The sequence below is a fragment of the Candidatus Omnitrophota bacterium genome (genome assembly GCA_040755155.1).
Classification (GTDB): Bacteria; Hinthialibacterota; Hinthialibacteria; order Hinthialibacterales; family Hinthialibacteraceae; genus JBFMBP01.
This window is the reverse complement of the sequence record JBFMBP010000110.1, coordinates 1-17,664: the sequence shown is the minus strand read 5'-3', so window position 1 is coordinate 17,664 and position 17,664 is coordinate 1. Positions and strand designations below refer to the sequence as shown.

At 49.8% G+C, this 17,664-nt stretch carries 16 protein-coding genes; 6 read left to right on the top strand and 10 right to left on the bottom strand.

The genetic code is table 11. The features are described 5' to 3' along the window. Window positions 1–187 precede the first annotated feature (187 nt). The 8 genes from hpnH to AB1656_16615 form a co-directional block, all read right to left on the bottom strand. On the bottom strand, window positions 188–1,204 hold the full coding sequence (gene hpnH / locus AB1656_16650; protein ID MEW6237016.1) for an adenosyl-hopene transferase HpnH: 1,017 nt from the start codon (window positions 1,202–1,204) through the stop codon (window positions 188–190). 299 nt (window positions 1,205–1,503) lie between these two features. Next, entirely contained in the window at window positions 1,504–3,450 is a 1,947-nt protein-coding gene (shc, locus tag AB1656_16645; protein ID MEW6237015.1) for a squalene--hopene cyclase, read from the bottom strand. 126 nt (window positions 3,451–3,576) lie between these two features. Beyond that, window positions 3,577–3,813: a DUF2283 domain-containing protein gene (locus tag AB1656_16640; GenBank protein MEW6237014.1), complete on the bottom strand. Its 237-nt coding sequence runs from the start codon at window positions 3,811–3,813 to the stop codon at window positions 3,577–3,579. Next, on the bottom strand, window positions 3,810–5,468 hold the full coding sequence (locus AB1656_16635; protein ID MEW6237013.1) for a glycosyltransferase family 39 protein: 1,659 nt from the start codon (window positions 5,466–5,468) through the stop codon (window positions 3,810–3,812). Before AB1656_16635 ends, AB1656_16640 begins: the two co-directional genes overlap by 4 nt. A 100-nt stretch (window positions 5,469–5,568) precedes the next feature. After that, window positions 5,569–6,123, bottom strand: a complete 555-nt coding sequence (locus tag AB1656_16630) for a BMC domain-containing protein (GenBank protein MEW6237012.1) — start codon at window positions 6,121–6,123, stop codon at window positions 5,569–5,571. A gap of 8 nt (window positions 6,124–6,131) precedes the next feature. Further along, window positions 6,132–7,442, bottom strand: a complete 1,311-nt coding sequence (locus AB1656_16625) for a 4Fe-4S dicluster domain-containing protein (protein ID MEW6237011.1) — start codon at window positions 7,440–7,442, stop codon at window positions 6,132–6,134. Window positions 7,443–7,672: 230 nt separating this feature from the next. Continuing rightward, the gene (locus AB1656_16620; GenBank protein MEW6237010.1) at window positions 7,673–10,222 is read right to left on the bottom strand and encodes a DEAD/DEAH box helicase; all 2,550 of its coding nucleotides are present in this window, start codon (window positions 10,220–10,222) and stop codon (window positions 7,673–7,675) included. A 438-nt stretch (window positions 10,223–10,660) separates the two neighbouring features. Then, window positions 10,661–11,044, bottom strand: coding sequence for a TraR/DksA family transcriptional regulator (locus AB1656_16615; protein MEW6237009.1), 384 nt, complete (start codon window positions 11,042–11,044; stop codon window positions 10,661–10,663). 629 nt (window positions 11,045–11,673) lie between these two features. On the opposite strand from AB1656_16615, the gene AB1656_16610 reads away from it, so the two are divergent. Then, window positions 11,674–12,408, top strand: a complete 735-nt coding sequence (locus tag AB1656_16610) for a hypothetical protein (GenBank protein MEW6237008.1) — start codon at window positions 11,674–11,676, stop codon at window positions 12,406–12,408. A 3-nt stretch (window positions 12,409–12,411) separates the two neighbouring features. Beyond that, complete coding sequence (locus AB1656_16605; GenBank protein MEW6237007.1) at window positions 12,412–15,432, top strand: AAA domain-containing protein; 3,021 nt, start codon at window positions 12,412–12,414, stop codon at window positions 15,430–15,432. Here AB1656_16605 and AB1656_16600 read toward each other — a convergent pair. Together AB1656_16600 and AB1656_16595 are read right to left on the bottom strand one after the other, a co-directional pair. Further along, window positions 15,421–15,579 (bottom strand): hypothetical protein, encoded by a 159-nt coding sequence (locus AB1656_16600; GenBank protein MEW6237006.1) that lies wholly within the window; start codon window positions 15,577–15,579, stop codon window positions 15,421–15,423. The genes AB1656_16605 and AB1656_16600 overlap by 12 nt on opposite strands. Continuing rightward, complete coding sequence (locus AB1656_16595; GenBank protein ID MEW6237005.1) at window positions 15,576–15,971, bottom strand: BlaI/MecI/CopY family transcriptional regulator; 396 nt, start codon at window positions 15,969–15,971, stop codon at window positions 15,576–15,578. Before AB1656_16595 ends, AB1656_16600 begins: the two co-directional genes overlap by 4 nt. 273 nt (window positions 15,972–16,244) lie before the next feature. On the opposite strand from AB1656_16595, the gene AB1656_16590 reads away from it, so the two are divergent. From AB1656_16590 to AB1656_16575, 4 genes are all read left to right on the top strand, one after another. Next, entirely contained in the window at window positions 16,245–16,508 is a 264-nt protein-coding gene (locus AB1656_16590; GenBank protein ID MEW6237004.1) for a hypothetical protein, read from the top strand. Next, window positions 16,489–16,749: a type II toxin-antitoxin system mRNA interferase toxin, RelE/StbE family gene (locus tag AB1656_16585; GenBank protein ID MEW6237003.1), complete on the top strand. Its 261-nt coding sequence runs from the start codon at window positions 16,489–16,491 to the stop codon at window positions 16,747–16,749. The genes AB1656_16590 and AB1656_16585 overlap by 20 nt, the downstream gene beginning before the upstream one ends. Window positions 16,750–17,048: 299 nt before the next feature. After that, window positions 17,049–17,288, top strand: a complete 240-nt coding sequence (locus tag AB1656_16580; GenBank protein MEW6237002.1) for a hypothetical protein — start codon at window positions 17,049–17,051, stop codon at window positions 17,286–17,288. Then, on the top strand, window positions 17,289–17,549 hold the full coding sequence (locus AB1656_16575; protein MEW6237001.1) for a type II toxin-antitoxin system mRNA interferase toxin, RelE/StbE family: 261 nt from the start codon (window positions 17,289–17,291) through the stop codon (window positions 17,547–17,549). Window positions 17,550–17,664: the final 115 nt, after the last annotated feature.

The following is a 17,664-nucleotide window of genomic DNA, read 5'->3' as shown; positions in this document are numbered from 1 at the left end:
CCATATGCCATTTGATTTGAAGTATAGGCCAACATATTGATGGGAGGGGTGGCAAGACCAAGGCGTCAGCCTGCCCTTGAGGGAACGATCAAAGGCAGACTTCGTCTTGCTTTTACCACCCCGTCTAGAAGCCCAGCGTTTATTCGAATTATTCATCATTCATCATTCATCATTCCGCATTCATCATTCAATAAAAGAAGCTCCACTTCACCATGCGCCAACGATCCTTGAGGGTCAGGCTAGAACCCAGCGCCACGCTGGGTTCGAAGCCGCTGTGGATTTTGCAATTGGCGCAGCGCGGATCTTTACCGGGGCCGAGACGATCCCAATCCGTCGACTCCATGAGTTCGGCGAAAGTGGCGTAATATTTTTCCGGAAGGACGTAACAGGGGCCTTGCCAGCCTTTGGGAGTGCGGTTGGGGCTGGCCCAAGGCGAGCAGGGGAGATCGCGTTTTCCTTGCAGAAATTCGGCGTAAATCGGAGTATTGTTGAAGCGGTATTTGCTCATCGTTCCATTGTTGCCCAGAATTTTCAGGAACACGTCTTCCATTTCGCCGCGATTGAGGCAGGCTTCACCCTTTTCGCCCTCTTGGGGATAGGCGCCGGAGATCATCATTCCGTGAACGCCCTTCCGATGCAGGAACTCGATCATCTCGGCGATTTCGGCGGGATTGCAGCCTTTGAGAATCGTCGTGTTGGTACAGATGCGATAGCCGCGGATTTTCGCTTCCTCGATGATTTCGACCACCTTTTTAAACGTGCCCGGCCGAGCCACCGCCCAGTCGTGGCCTTGCTCCATGCCGTCGAGATGAATGCTTAAAGCCAGGCGTTTGTTGGGCGGAATGCGCTCCCAAAACCGATCCATGAACATGGCGTTGGTGCATAGGTAGACGTATTTTTTGCGGGCGAGCAATTCGCGGATTAATTCGTCGACTGGTTTGTAAACCAGCGGCTCGCCTCCGCAGACGGAAACGATGGGAGCGCCGCATTCCTCCACGGATTGCAGGCATTCTTCCACGGTCAGGTCTTTGAATTGCTTGGGATTGGCGTTGTATTCCGCAATACGTCCGCATCCGATGCAATCGAGGTTGCAGCGCAGCGTGGGTTCTAACATTAAAACGAGGGGGAAGCGTTTTCGGCCGCTTAAGGTTTGCTTCGCCATGTATTTCGCAAGCGAAGCGGAAAGGACGAAAGGAAATCTCACAGTATAGTACTCCAAACGTAAAAAAACCGCCAAAAGAAAACATGGATAGCCGCATAAACAATTGCAATACGGTTTCTATCCCTTCCATTCGAGATACTGTCTCTTAAAGGCGGATAGCAATGCGAACCACAAAATTTTATAGTTCGGAAGGCAATCTCGCAACTCCTAATGGGGAAATCTTTCGAATCGGGGCGGAGATTCGAGCAAGTTGGTTATTTATAGATGCTAAACCCGATATTTAAGGACTGAAATACCTTGCTCTAGACGCCCCCTCAAAGGTAAAGCGGAAACGCAATAATTCAGAATCCCTTAATTGAACGATAGCGTCCTAGCGCCATGAGCGGGAAATAGTTGCGATACCAGGTGTAGCGCAGATAGAAGACTTTGGGAAATCCGGTACCGGTGAATTCGTCTTCATCCCAGGTTCCGTCTGGTTTTTGCGTATTCATAAGATACGCTATTCCGCGCTCTACCGCTTCCGAATCGACAACGCCGCCATTCATCAATCCCAACAAGGCCCAGGCCGTCTGCGAGGGAGTGGAAGGTCCGTTGCCGCGTTGATCGGGGTCTTGATAGGTAACGCAGGTCTCGCCCCAGCCTCCATCTTCGTTTTGATGGAGCAGGAACCATTGGACGCCTTTTTGGATGCAGGGATCGCTGGCGGGGATGCCGATTCGGACTAAGCCGGTAACGACTTGCCAGGTTCCATAGATATAATTGACGCCCCATCTTCCGTACCACGATCCATCCTTCTCTTGCTGGCTGCGCAAAAACTCAACGGCTCTGGCGACGGGAGAAAACGACAGGTTGTATCCCAATTCTCCAAACATCTCCAAGATGCGGGCGGTAACGTCAGCGGTGCTGGGGTCCAGCAGAGCGTTGTGGTCGGCGAAGGGGATAAGATTCAACACTTCCTTGTCGTTGTCCACGTCGAAAGCGCCCCAGCCGCCGTCGGAACTCTGCATAGACAAGAGCCACTCGATGCCGCGCTTGATGGAGGACTGGCGGCGTTCGTCGTTGTCGAGACGCGCGCCGTTGAGAGCCATGAGGACCATGGCGCTATCGTCGGTATCGGCGTAAAAGTCGTTGTCGAATTCGAAGGCCCATCCTCCGGCGGGACCGTAAGGATTCTTGATCTGCCAATCGCCCTTGATGCGGATTTCCTGATTGATGAGCCAATCGGCGGCTTTTTGGATGGAGGGATGGTTTCCGGGCATGCCTGAGCGTTTCAGCGCCGCTGTAACCATCGCCGTATCCCACACGGGCGAGAAGCAAGGTTGGAACCACAACCGGTCTTCTTCTTCCACCATCAGTTTCATGAATTCGTCCACAGCGTTTTTAAAGGCGGGGTGGTCGTGACCGCATCCCAGGCAATCCAGCGCGATGATGGCGTTAAGCATGGCGGGATAAATGGCGGCCAATCCCCCTCCCCGGCTCATCCGTTCCAGCATCCAATTTTCGGCGCGCCGCAGCGATTCTTTGCGCGTGAAAGGCGCGTAGAATCGATGCGAGCGTTTGAGGATGGCGTCCAGCGTGAAGAAGAAGGTCTTCCAAGAAAATTTTTCCCGCAAATTGATGCCGCCATTGGCGCGTTGATCTTTTTTCCGCCACCAGCAAGCGGTATCCACCATTGCAGGGGGCGTTTTCTGGGGATGATGCGCCCAAATGATGCACATGGGAACCAGGATCGCCCGCGACCAGGAGGATATTTCATAAATATTGAAATAGAACGAGGTGGGCAGGAACATCAACTCGGGGGGCATGGAAACCAAGCGGTTCCAAGGATACTGCCCGAATAAGCCAAGATAAAAACGCGTGTAACTATTGACGGACGACAAACCGCCTAGGCGGAGCAGACATTCCTCCGCTTTGCGCAACGGTTCCTGAGTACGGTCGAATCCGGCGAGCTGAAGGGCGAAAGCGCATTTGACGGTGGCGTTGAGTTCGCTGGGGCCGCCGTAATAGATATTCCATCCTCCGTCCTCCAATTGGGTGTCCAAGAGCCAGCGAAGGGCTTTCTTTTCCAGAATAGGGTCCACTTCATCGATATAATGGGCCAACATGATATAATCGGCTACCAACGTCGAATCGGCTTCCAGGTAAGGAAGCCAATAACCAGCCGATTTTTGCGTGGAAAGGAAAAACTGTTGAGAACGTTCGATCCCCTCCGGTATTTTTTCGAGGAGTCCGGATGAAGCGGGAGATCGAGAAATAACCTCGTTGGGCCAAATTTTTTCCATTACCATCCTCAACGTTTCTCCTTTTCCCTGTTAAACAAACAAAAATATCTTTAGAAATTTATAAAAAACCGCTCGCTGATTCAAGGTTTGCAATAAAGAATTGCAGGGAAATTATCTTTTGAGTTCCTTGTCCTATAGAATGGCTATTTCCTGTCGACGGCCCTCTGCTTCGTTCACGAAAATCAAAGAAGGCTCTGGACCGCCAGCCAATTGTTGGTTGGCGTTCAAGAGTTCTATGCCGTAGATTCTTCCATCCGGCGCGAGATCGATATTCACTTCATCGCTCAGACGAAGCGTTTCCATCGGCTCGTTTTTATCTCGAAAAAGGATATAAGCGATATTATAACGGGGATCGTAAGTTATCTTCATCTCTCCGCTTTCTCGAAACGATACAATAGAATCGAATGTCCTATCTGTCCAATGGGTCGATATTTTTCCAACCAATCGAAATAATAGGGAGAACGTTTTTGCACCCTTTGACGTATCGCCCAATGCTTGCCGACAGCCGCTATCCCCAATGGCGGTGAGGGGATTTGCTCCAATTTCAAACTCTGCGCAGCGACGCCAAAAGCCTTGGGATCGAACATCCAGTTGACAGCGACGTAGAATGGCTCGTTAGGATATCGCTTTTGGAATTCGGAGAGGCGTGATAAATCTTCTCCCCAATCGATGTTGGAATCGTCCAGGTAGAATTGTCCTCGTTCCGGTCCGCCGCAGATTTCGTTGAAATAAGCCAGATAATCCGGGTAGATGCTTATAGTAGTCCAAAAATACCAAAAAGCGAGCGCTGCAAGGCCGTACTTTCGCAAGACATTCGGTTTTATCTCTACGATCCGTCCGAGATACATATAGAGCAATGGGTAGATGGGGAGAATGTGGCGCAAGCCGATATTGACGCGGTTGAAGGCGGCGGCGATATGAATCAGGAAGAAAGCGAAAACGAGTACGGCGTCGGGCCAGCCCAGCCATTTCCGGCGCGCCAAAGCCAGGACAAGCAAAAGAGCGAGAAAAACCGCCGTTGGAGTTTTGACCAGCATGGCGGCGGCGTAGTAATAAGGCCAGCCATGCGTAGAGTAATGGCCGAATAGGTAAAAGGCGTAGTTCAAGTGAGGCATTCCGGGAATCGCTTCCGAAGCCCGGCCAGTATGCAGGGATTTGTAAAAGACGTTGGAGAGCGTATCCCAAAAATAAAATGGACGAAAAGGGTAACCGTAGAGCAGAAGCAGCGCAGCGAAAGCGCACAAAAGAAGAATCGCCGCGCTTTGCGCATAATCGGCGGCAATGTTTTTCCATTGACGGCGATGGTTCTCATACGAGAGCCAAGCCAAAAGGCCGCATAGGAGGGGAAGCAGCAGCAAGGCGGTAACTTTGGCCCCCAACGCCAATCCCAACAAAACGCCCGTTAGCGCCAGACGGCGTTTGGTTCGGTTCTTGCTATAAAGATAAAAAGCATAGAGAGCGGCGATAAAGAAGAAGGCGAGTCCCAAATCCATCGTCGCCAATCGTCCATGAGCCAGCATGTTGGGACAGAAGCAATAAAGAAATAAAGAAGCGACGCCCCCCGCCTCGCCGTAAAGATCGCGCGCCCACCGGTAGACCAGCAGCGCCAAGGCGCAGGATAGCAGCATAATGGGCAGACGAGCCAGAAGCAAAACGCTTTGCCAGCGGTTTTGGCCGAATAAAAGCATTTCGAAGCCGAGGCGGTAGCCCAACTCGTAACTTTCCGGCGCATCCCATTTTTCTTCGTGAAGCGGCGGCATCCAGGGATGATAAAACGCCAGCGGCAAGCCGATGAGAAGGCGGATCAAAGGCGGTTGGGTGCGATCGAGACGGAAATCCCAAGTAGTGAGATAAATGTATCCGGTGGAAATATAGGTATATTCATCGGAAGTGGGCGATTTGAGGCAGGCGCTGCCGATAGCCAGGAAAAAATGAACGGCGATCAATCCCCCGACTAAGAGCCTCTGCGCCCAACGGCGACGGGGAGGATTAGCGCAGCAGGATTCAGGGATAGGATCATTCATGGAGATAATCGATGAGTTCTTTCAAGGGCAAAAGCAACCTTGCCCTTGCCACCCAGCCCATTCAACTAATCACTTGTCACTGGCCGCTAATCACTGTTTTTTAGATATACTCGGAAAACAATTCGGGGCTGGGACGCGGAATGACCGTGCGCCCGACTAGAACTCCGCGCCGTATCGCCGCACCGGAAGCGGCCGCCACGGCGGCTTTGACGGCGGAAACGTCTCCCGTCAGCAACAGAAAACCCTTGCCTCCGACGGCCATAGCGACGTGAATGCGGAAGAGCGTCACGTTGGCCGCTTTGGCGGCGGCGTCTCCCGCTTCCAGGATGCTAGCCGCCGTAAAGGTTTCCACTACACCCAACGCTAGGATATCTTGCGGCGCTAAGGTTACGGAACAGGAAAGAGCCGGGAAAAGGCTCTCATGAGCGTTGGGGATGACCAGATCGTCGATGACGCTGTCGCTGGCGGAATTCAATCCCGCTTCCACGCTGCTTTTGACTTCGGCCACGTCGCCTCCGACGATGACGATGTATTTCCCCGAACATATCGTGCGGGCTAGGATTAATTGCACATTGGAGGCTTTGAGCATGGCGTCTTCGACTTCGTAGCCGAGGGCGATGCTGGAAAGTTCGATCATTCCGATAGCTTTGGGCATGAGACAATCTATCCTCTTCCGATTTCGATGCTGACGTCGCTCACGTTCCCGACGACGCCGTTGATGCTCGCATGGATGGGAACGCCTAAATCCTTCTCGGCCACATTAGCGATGACGTCGCCGGCCTGCACGCGCGCGCCGGGGGAAACGGTCGGCTTTGCGGGCGTTCCCACATGTTGCTTGAGCAGGATAACAACCTTATCCGGCGCAAATTCCTTCTCCGAAAGCGGACCCCGGTTGGCGAATTGCGTAAGTCCTAGTTTTTTGAAAAGGCGCGAAATCGGCGTTCGCCGCCCTTCGAGCAGCGGATGCGCTGGGCGGCTGGGAGCATCGGCGGGATACGTCATTTTCTGTTCCCGCAGTTCGCGTTTGTTCATAACGCAAACGTTCTTGGGATCCAAATCTTCCGGGCATGCGATCATGGTGCAGAGATTGCACTCGCAGCAGAATTGCGTCCCGATGACCAGCGAGAGTTTCTCATGACTGAAGCCGAGAGCGCGCATGGCTTTGTGCGGTTCAATGGGGTGGCCAAGAAGATAACGCGGGCACAATTCAGTGCAGAAGGTGCATTGGTCGCAGGCCGATTTGCCGATGCGCTTGATGGCGGAGTCGTCGCGGGAATATTTTGCGATGAGCGGGTGATCCTGGGGAAAGAGCAGCAACCCGCCGGTGGTTTTGGTAATCGGCTCTTCCATATCGCGAACCAAGCGCCCCATCATGACGCCCCCCGCCAGCACGGCGAAAGGCTCACAGGCGGGGCCGCCGCAGGCTTCGATGGCTTCCCGGAAAGACATGCCGATGGGAGCGCGCAGCGTTTGAGGTTCGCAAACCGCGCCGCCCACAGAGAAATATTTATGGATTACCGGACGATCCTGCATGACGTTGAGCACGGTCTCGACATTAATAACCACCGCTCCGACATGGAGGGGCAATCCGCCGCGCGGAATGACTTTGCCGGTTACATCGTATACCAGCACGAACTCGTCCCCGGCGGGATAGAAATCGCCCAAAGGCTGAATGCGGACGCAATCGGGCAGGAGAGGCGTCAGCTCGGCGATGATGTCGCGGTATTTTTCTTTGATGCCCAATACGGCTTCCCGAGCTTGGACGATATCTCTCAAGCGCGCCGCGCCTTCCAGCACGATTTTCCCGTAGTGCTTAAGCAGTTCCTTGTCTTTATGCAAAAGCGGTTCGCATTCCGCGCCGTTGACAATCAGAATCTCGATGGGAGGCTTCAATTTCGCATATGTGGGAAAACCGGCGCCTCCCGCGCCGACGACTCCTTTGGCTCGAATTTCCGCGATCATACCATTGTTCATGCGCGCCAATCCCATCTCGCCCGCTGCAGCGGATTTTTGCCTAAACGGTTTTAGTGCAAGAGCCACTATTTTACCCGGACAATCATTCTTCACCTAGTGGCGAAGACGGCGGGGTGGCTAGGGCAAGGTTGTTTCTACCTTTAAACATCCCATATTTTTCATCATTCATCATTTGTGTTTGTAGGGTGGATCGATCGAAACAAGCCCCGCCATAATCGCTAAAAAAGCCATTAATTTCTGATAATAGACGCCTTCAAAACCAACCCGTCGCCCTTCGAACTTTCGATGAGATCTTTCGCTTCTTTCTTGCCCAAGGCTTCACCAGCTTTTAGGATTATTGCTCTCTTTTGTTTGAATAGACTCTTGCGATCTCCATTTCCATCCGGCCACATTTCCTGGAGGATATCTTCATACGGAACGCATTCCCCGGCGTTGGCGGCGAGACGGCGCAGCAGCCGGGCTTGCAATTTGGATAGGGCGACGGTTGTGCCATTGATTTTAACTCGGTCGAGGCGTCCCTTGTCGAGTTCGATGACGTAATCCGAGGAGAGGCGTTCTTCGCGCACGACGGGTTTGGATTTATGAGCGGCGACGATTTGTACGGTTTCCTTGGAGAGAAACTCTTGTAAGTGCTTTAGATCGTCATCGCGCACGGCGGCGGGTGAGTTATAGCCGGCAACCAGCAGTGAGAGGACTTCCTGGCGCATCAAAAGCCGGCGGCGGATTAATGGCCCCCAATCCAGACCTTTTTCGGGCAAGCCATAGGTCAGGCGTTCCTGAAGAGCATAGAATTTCCGCAGCGTCTCCGGCTCCACCGCGAAAGAAGCCGCGATCTCCGCCAAGCAGCCGGTCAGCCAGGAGAGTTCCTCGCCCAGCCGGTGAATGGCGCCGGTGTAGAAGTTGAATTCCTTTTCCAGCGCTTCGATGCTTTTACCATCGATCCAATAAACCATGAGCAAGGTTTTTTTGAAGGCGGCGTGATGTTCCCGCCGCAGATTAGAGGGATTCTCCGTTAAGCGGCGGACGAACGAGTCTTTCGCTATCCCTTTATCGTCCAAAAGGCGCCAAAGCGAACGCGTCCACAGATGATCGAGGATTTCCCGGTTGGGAATGGAAATAGGAATGGGCTGGATTTCATCGAGCAGGCATAGAGGCGTAAGAATTTCGACGGGATGAATCCACTCGGCGCCGTAGTCCCCAATATATCGGTTCAATTGTTGCGCGGAACGGGCGGACAAGCCGTTTTTGACGACCAATCGGCCTAAAGGCGAGAGGTACAGCCGCTCCATTTCTTCCGAAACGAATCCATCCTGCTTCAGGCGATCCACTGCTTCGTCCACTTTCGCTTCCAAAGCCTCCGGCCATAGGCGGGAAATTCCCGTCAGCGTTCGCTGGAGAAATTGAACGCAATCGCGGCGGGAAGAATGACCGTTGAGATTGAGGCTTTTAAGAACGGTTTGTGAAAAATCCTCCATGCGAAGCGCTGGCTGCAAGGCTGGCGGTTCGGAGCGCATATACATGGACATAAGTCCTTCCACGTCGCCTTCGGAAGAAGCCACCAGCATTCCCCGGCCCAAATCGCCGCAACCCAGCCGCCCGGCGCGTCCGATCATGTTGAACAACTGGTCGCGGGCGATAGGAATCGCGGCGGGAGGGGCGCCGCATTGAATGTCTCGCGGACGGGTTCCGTACATGCGTTTGGAGGTCAAAACGTTGGTTACAGGGAAATTGACGCCTTCCGCCAGCGTGCTGGTGGCGCAGATAATCAACGCCTCGCCTTTCTGCGCCCAGCGCTCCACCAAATCCCGCTCCCCCTGCGTAAGGTCGCTGGTATGCACGGCGATGCGGCGGGGAAGAAGGTGGGAGAGAAATCTACGCATGGCCGTCGGCTCCAGCCGCGCCAGTTCAGATTCTTTCAGTTTCGCTTCCGGCTGGCAGAGCTCCGCCAACTTGCGGGCGGCGATGTAGCATTGGTCCCGGTTGGACCAGAAGACAAGCGTCGTTTCACCCTTCGAAGCGAAATAATAGGCGGCCTCGATCATGGCCCGGCCTTCGTCGAATTGGGGTTGGAGAGGAAACGTTTCGGTTCCTTCCCGGCGGGAATTGAATTCCTGGTAATGGAAGCGGCCATTGAATAAAACCCCCTGCCGCAACTCCACGGGACGGGCGGTCTCGACGACCAGCCGCGCCTTGAGCCATTCGGCGGCTTTTTCGTCCGGCGGCATGGCGGAGAGGCCGAGCATTTGCAGCGATTTCTCTTCCCGCAGCTTGGCGAGCAGAATTTCTAATTCCGCGCCGCGCTGCGGATGATAAACGTAGTGCATCTCATCGACGACGCAAGCGCCAAGGAATGGAAGAAAGGAATCTCCCATCGCCATCAAAGCGCGCATTTTTTCATAAATCACGATAGCCAGATGAAATCGCCCTTCGACGATGCGCCGGTCTTGAAAAGGATGATCGCGGGTGGAGAGCAGAATCTCGTACCCCATTTCCCGATAGCGTTCCTGCAACTGCCGATAGCGTTGATTGGCCAGCGCTTTGGTAGGAGCGAGATAAATGACGTTCCGGCCTTGGGAAACATGGAAGAGAAACAGGATTTCCGCAAGAAAGGTCTTCCCCGACGAAGTTGGCGCCGAAACCAAAAGGCTCTCTTTTTCGAACAAGCGTCCTTCGTTGATCGCCTTCTCCTGCAAAGGCAGCAATAGGGAGCCGTAGGCGCTTCGCAACGCCGCCGTATGTTGGGGGGAAAATCCAAAATGGCGTAGAAAATCGATTTCCATAGAAAATTGAAGACGCGCTAATTCTCGCCGAGCGTTCGCCTAGTATAGCGTTATTGTTTCCCAACGTTCAATATAATGACGAATGATGAGCGATGAATGAGGAAAAAAAGTAGGATGGGTCGAGTTTTTTGACCCATCATTATTTATTGGATGAGTAATACCAAGTCTTATTAAGAATGTGACTTAAAATTCCCTCGCCCTCTGGGAGAGGGTTAGGGTGAGGGGATTATAAGTTTAATAATATCAACCCTAACCTCTCCCCATCTTGGGAGAGGAATTTAAAAACAACAATCTCAATGCAGGTTGGTACAATGGATGGATCAAACAACATGACCCTTCCAGCAATTTGATAGGCTTTCTTAGAAACGATGAATAATGAAAAAAAAGAAATAGGCGAATAGTCGGAGTAATGATTCTAAATTCGAAAAGAAAATTCTATTAACGGCGGCCTTCGATCTTGGCTTGGCATTCCAAGGTATATTTCGCCGTGGGCATGGCGATGAGCCGCGCATCGGATATCTCCGCCCCCGACATAAGGCAAATGCCATAGACGCCGTCATCCATACGCTTTAAGGCGTCGTCGATTTCCTTGATTCGCAGCCGGTCGTGTTCGGCCAATCCTAAAAGCACTTCCCGGTTCAAGTAATCGTTGCTCTGATCCACGATATCCCCGTGCGAATCGATTTCCTTGATATTATGGGATTTCATGGCTTCCTGCAGCAACTTTTGCCGTTCCTGCAACAGCATTCCCTTCAATTCGGCGAATAATTTTTCCCTTTTGTTCGATTTCTCTTTTATGGCTTTGTTCTTCTTGTCCGGCATAGCGTTCTCCCGAAAACATGGAAAGCGGCGAGAGGCCTATCGCCGTCTCGTTGGCTTTTTCGCAACAACGATGTATGTCTAAATCCAAAGTCGCCGACAATCTTAAAGAAAAAAGAATTATATTGTAAGAACTCTTTTTGTCAATTATTTCGCTCTTTTTTTTGGGGGGTGGAAGGGAGACGCCTTGGCTTCCTGCGGCGCGGCCCGGATAAAACAATAGGGATGGCGAAGCGATTAGCCGCGCTATCCCATAATCCTGCTGCTTCGAGATAATTATTCTTCTTGCGCCTCAGCGGGGATGCGAATCGCCATCCGATTATTTCAAGCGAATTGAAATGTCGCCGTCGCCGCTGCGCGCCTGAAATTTCGGTCCGCCGCCGTTAAGGGTTCCTTGCGCTTGATGTTCTGTCACCGTTCCCTCAAATTTCGATTTGGTCTCCAAATGCAAGGGTGCGATTTAAAGACCGACAGCCGAACAACTAGCTATCCGCCTTGCTCAACCATTGCTTATGATCTTGAAAGCAAAATGATTATTGCTTATACTGTACGTTAATTAAGTATACTTTGGTTATATTAAACATAATTTTTAGTTTCAATCCAAAATATTTTTAATAAAAGGTGTACTCACGATGAACACGGAAACGCTAGTTCTTGTCGTGACTTTGACGGTGATTGGAATCCCTGCCGTAGTTGCTTTGTTTCTGATTGTAAAGTCATTAGGCGCTGTCAGCACTGCTTCAAGACAAGGACAAGCCTTGATTGAAGCGTTGTCCAATGCCGTTACCCAAGCCTCTACCCAATCGATTCAAGCCAGTGAATCGATAACAAAACTGGAACAACGTGTAGCGGAAGCGCTCGCCTTGATAGACGTTCGTACCAAGGAAGATCGTCAAATCGTCCAATCGATTGCGGTCGATAACCGGCAAGCGCTCCGCGATGCTGCGCAAACGATCAAGGAACGTCTGAGTGATTTGAAAGAAAGGATGGTTGGTTTTTCCGAAACGTTCAAAGCAGAAGCCATCGAAACGCGAAAATGGAAATCCGAGAAAGCCACCGAACGATTAGTAAAAGAAAAGGAATACCAAGGTCAACTTGCCGAAAAGATCGTTTCGGCTATACAGGCCATCAATGAACGATTAGATTCTGTTGGAAAGCAGATTTCAGAAAAGATTGACCAGGGATCAAGACTTAGCCAGCGAACACTCGAAGCCAAAACCGAGGAATTGATTGTCCAATTGAAAGGGATTCCTGCAATCCAAGACGAGATAAGAAGTGTTGTTTCTCAATTAGAACAAAATCGTGGGGCATTGGAAAAACTTCGCATTTCCATTGTGGACGATGTTACCACTCTGACAGGCGACTAAATCATGGACGCTTTCACAAGGAATTATTTGAGTTATCTGCGTGATTGCGTTCGGTTGGTTAACCGAGATTCGCCGGTCGATTTTGGCGCGAAAACGACACGTGGGGAAATTCACCTCTTATCCGCCGCAGACATTCGCCAAATCGAAACCTCGCAAAGCCTGCAAACCGATAATTCTGTAATTATGCGATGGAAACACGAGTTTCAAATCAGCGCCGAAGGCGAATGTTTTATTCTTTTTGGATTCATGCTTCTTGCAGGAAAACAAGATCAAGCAAAGTTTTGTTGCCCCTTATTAATTGCTGAAACGGACGTTTCATCGGAAGGCGCGAATGAAACGCGCCTGGACATGAAGCAAGGAACGCTCAAACTATATACGCCTGCCCTATCTCTATTGTTATCGGACGGATCAGACGGAGATGCGGATACCATTGCGGCGGAAATCGACAAGATTGCCAAGGCAACGCCATTTCAATATCCGTTTAGTAATTCCATCGATGATCTCGTGAAAAGTATCCGTAATTCGGTTCGCGAAGAACGGCGTACGACATTTTCTCAACGTAATTTTACTGTGAAGAGCATTGAGGAAGACACATTACGCAAGGCTCGTGAAGGAATAACGCTATCGTTGTTGCCCACTGCCGTGGCGCTGAAAATTGACGCATTACCAGATTTCTCCGTCGAGAAGGAAATCAACGAGATTATTAAATCGGATAATGCCGATTGTACATCGATTCCGTTGCTCATGCGGCAAATCAATCAGGGGAAGAATGGTAGCGAGTCATCACCGGATTCTGTCGAGCCATCTACACAATCTGCCGATTCTCTGGATCGTGTTCTTGAGGTTTTGACCCTATCGAACCACCAGAGGGAAGCCATCGCTTATGCCGCCAGCCATCCACTCACAGTTATTTCCGGACCTCCCGGAACGGGGAAATCACATACTATCGCGTCTCTTGCCATAAACTTGGCCTATAACGGGAAAACCGTTCTTGTCACAAGCAAGACTCGTGAAGCTGTTTCCGTTGTTGTGAATAAACTGCAAGAACTCGGCGGGAAATATGTTGTCGCGCATGTCGGTGACAAGTCCCAGAAAAAAGAATTTGCCAACTTAATTAAAGGCATACTCCATTATGAAAACCTTAACCGGCGCCAAACGGCAAATGCGCTAGAACAAGCGCGATCAAATCTTCATGATGCTCGACAAAAGAAAAAAGATACAGCAGGAACGATCAAGAGATTGGAAGACTATTATGGGCAATATCACTCGTCCCGCTCGGAACTTGACAAACTAGCTGACGCAGAATTACCCGAAAAAATTCCGGGACTGAGTGAATTAGAATTTTTTCGAAAAAAGGCGGAATGGGCGAGGCAGACACTTGCACGTCCTAGAATCCCGTTTGCTCATAAACTCCGTACACGTGCGATTCTGAACCAAATTAAAACCAACTTAGCCCTTCAACGGTGTAATGGACATCGTTCCATATTGGACTCTGTGGACAAGTCATATTACTCCACACTTGCGGATGGAGCATTAGGGCATCTTAACCGGAATAAAAATATCCGCACATTGTGGTTAAATCATGCAGAATGGGTTGATCTGGAACATAAACGAAGTTGCGAAGTGTTTGAATGTTGGCGTAAATATACTTTGTCTGATGTACTTTATAGTGACCAAGAAAATACACCGCGACTTCGTAATTATGCCAATGCCCTAGAGACGCCAATTACTAAGTCAAAAAAGAAAGTTTTATCGAAAATACTTGAGGGAACCGATAGTTCGCTTTTACTTCGCTGTTTCCCTATATGGGCATGTACCAGCAACTACCTCGGGCAGGCTTTGAAATTGGAATCCGCATTGTTTGATTATGCCATTATCGACGAAGCATCCTTATGCGATCCGGCGACGGCTGTTCCCGCGCTTTATCGAGCAAAGTACGTTGTTGTTGTCGGTGATGAAAAACAACTAAAACATCGGACGGCAATAGCGGTGATGAAGTTACAAATGCTGACGGCAAAGAATGAACTCGATGCCATGACAATCAATGATTTAAATTACTCGAGAAGCGTCTATGAAATCGCTGCATCTCGTTCTTCGAAAGGTGGTCTTTTTATGCTTGATGAGCATTTCCGCTCCTTGCCGCCAATTATAGCGTTTTCCAATACAAAATATTACGAAGGCCGCCTTAAAGTAATGCGTCGTAATCCTGCTAACGAACATGCTAATGTTATCGAGTTTCATTATGTACGTGGAACGCGCAATGAAAGACGAGTTATCTCTGAAGAGTACGACAAAGCACTTGAAATGATTTATGATTTTGCCGCCCGCGAGGAAAACACAAGCCTTGGGATTATCACGATGACCGAAGAGCAGGCGAAATACATGAATGCTCGTTTTTCCGAAGAAGAGATCATCGGGAAATTGATTAACCAGCACAATTTTAAATGTGGGTCACCACAATCATTTCAAGGCGATCAACGGCACACCATTATTTTGTGTTTAGGTATAGACGCCGATGCGCATCAACGTTCGTTTGCCCATGTGAATGACGATAACCGGTTTAACGTCGCCGTGACACGGGCAACTGATCATATGATCGTAATTTCCTCCATTCCGACAAGCGATTTCATAGGCAACATGCGCGAATATTTCCAAACGGCAAAAGATGGATCATCTCATAACGGAAATAATATTTTGAAAATCGAGTCATCATTTGAATCAAATTTTGAGCGCGAAGTATACGAAACGTTAGTCGCAAACAAGTTGAATGTAGTGCCGCAATACGAATCTTGCGGCTATAGGATCGATTTTGTCGTAACGCGACGAGATCGATTCGTTGCAGTAGAAGTGGATGGGCCGCAACATTTCGACGCTAAGGGAAACTACGTCCCGCGCGACGTGGAACGGACGTTGCGCCTCATGCGTGGGGGATGGCAGATCGAACGTATTTCCTGTTACGAATGGGAACGCGGCTTGCCCGCCCGGAAAGAATTTGTTGAACGGATCAACAAATTACTGTTTTAAGTAAGCGACGATATAATCGGCGGATGCGCTTCTTGCGCCTTCTTCGAATCCCACAAGCAAAAACATCCAGGCGGTATCGGCCGTATGCGTCCACAAAAAACGCCCCCACCCTTCCGCCGCTTGGCCGAACGCTTCGATTCCCGTCACGACGTTGATCCTTTCTCTTTCTGTTGATCGAGGATGGCTTGCAGTTCTTGTACGTCCTCTTCGGAGAGTTCGATCCTATTCGCCATATAACAAAGCAATCGCCCTTTGACGCCCTCGACGCTGCGATCGATGAAATCGTCCGCCGCTTGCATCAAAGTATTGATGGCGGGCTTGGCGGGACTGTAAACGAACTTGTTGCCGTCCTGCCGCGTTTTCAGAAATTTCTTATTGACAAGGGAACTGAGAATGGTTTTCACTGTCGTATAAGCCCAATCGTGCTTTTCGCCCGCCCGCTCGTAAATTTCACGGGAGGAACCGGATTCGATATCCCATACGACCTTCATGACCTTCCATTCCGCCGCCGTCAATTGTTCGGATGATTTTCTGCGCATTGTTCTCTGCTTTCTCGAATAAGATACTTTTGACTATAACTATAGTCATAGTCAGCCTGCTTGTCAAGAGGAATTGGAAAATTTTTTTTCCGTTTTGAAAAAGAGGCGTTCTCAAGAAAGGAATTCTCTACCGAGACGATGCGGCTTTCTTTGCTTTATTATAGGGCAGGCGGGATATTCTCCGTTCGAAAGGCGCAATATCCGTTTCCAAATCCCGGATTGGCGTTATATTATAAGGAAAGATGCAATTGCCCTAAAAGGAAGGGTAGGCTTATGAAAACCGCAGAAGAAATTATTTCGGAGATCAAGGAATTGTCTCCTGAGGAGCGGCGGATTGTCGTTGATTTTGTGGAATCCAACAAAGAAGAAGCATTCGCCATCACCCGCTTTTCCTCGGAAGACATGGCTTTGCTCGACCAGTGCGAGGAGGAAGCAGAACAAGGGATCAACGTAAGTCCTGTTCTCAAGACGACGGAAGAATCCATCGCATACCTTCGCCAATTTAGAAAAGCAAAAGATGGAACTCGTCTACTATAAAAAATTTATAAAAGCATACGAAAAACTTTCGCCAAAACAACAGGACAAAGTCGAACAGATCATTACTATTTTCCGGCAAAATCCCCATGATCCCCGTCTCTGCAATCACGTCTTGCATGGAGATCAAAAAGGCCGCCGGGCCATTTCGGCGGGCGGCGATCTTCGGCTTGTTTTCCGGGAAAAAAACCACTATGAAAAAGTAACATTCCTGCTGGTTGGAACTCACAACCAAGTCTACTAGTATTTTATTTCGTTTGAAATTGTCCCCTTCCCTCTTGGGCTGATCTTTACCCGCAAGTTAAATAAGACGTTCATGAGCAGCGCCTTAACTTCTCTCTTACCGTTTTTTTGAATCGCGAAGCCGTGTAAAAATGGAGAATGCAACAGGGTTTTTGCAAAACGGATTTCACGGATAAACTGCTTTATTATAATGCGGGCGGGATTTTCCGCGTTCGAAAGGCGCAATATCCGTTTCCAAATCCCGGATTGGCGTTATATTATAAGGAAAGATGCAATTGCCCTAAAAGGAAGGGTAGGCTTATGAAAACCGCAGAAGAAATTATTTCGGAGATCAAGGAATTGTCTCCTGAGGAACGGCGGATTGTCGTTGATTTTGTGGAATCCCAAAAAGAGGAGTCATTCATCATCACCCGCTATTCCCCTGAAGACATGGCCAAACTGGACCAGGATCAAGAAGAAGCCAGGCAAGGGATAAATATCAGTCCCGAACTGGAAGGAGATGAAGCCATTGCCTATCTGGAAAAATTAAGGCAACGCTAAATGAAAATCGCCTATCATAAAAACTTCAATAAGGCTTTTTTGAAACTGCCTGCCAAACAACAAGATACAATTAAGAAACCCATCGCAGTATTTCTAAATAATCCTTACGATCCGCAACTCAAAAATCATGCGCTTCATGGAGATCAAAAAAACAAACGAGTGATTGCGGCAGGCGGCGATTTGCGAATCGTTTTTGAAGAACAAAACAACTACAAGGTCGTCATGTTTTACCGAGTGGGAACCCATAGTCAAGTTTACTAGAGTCTTATTTTCCCGTACGTTTTTAAATTCGACTTTTCAAATTCGATCGTTTCCGGCGATAGCGTCAAGCGTTTCGAGAAAACGCTTGGCCCAAAAAGAAGCCTTGCAAACTTTT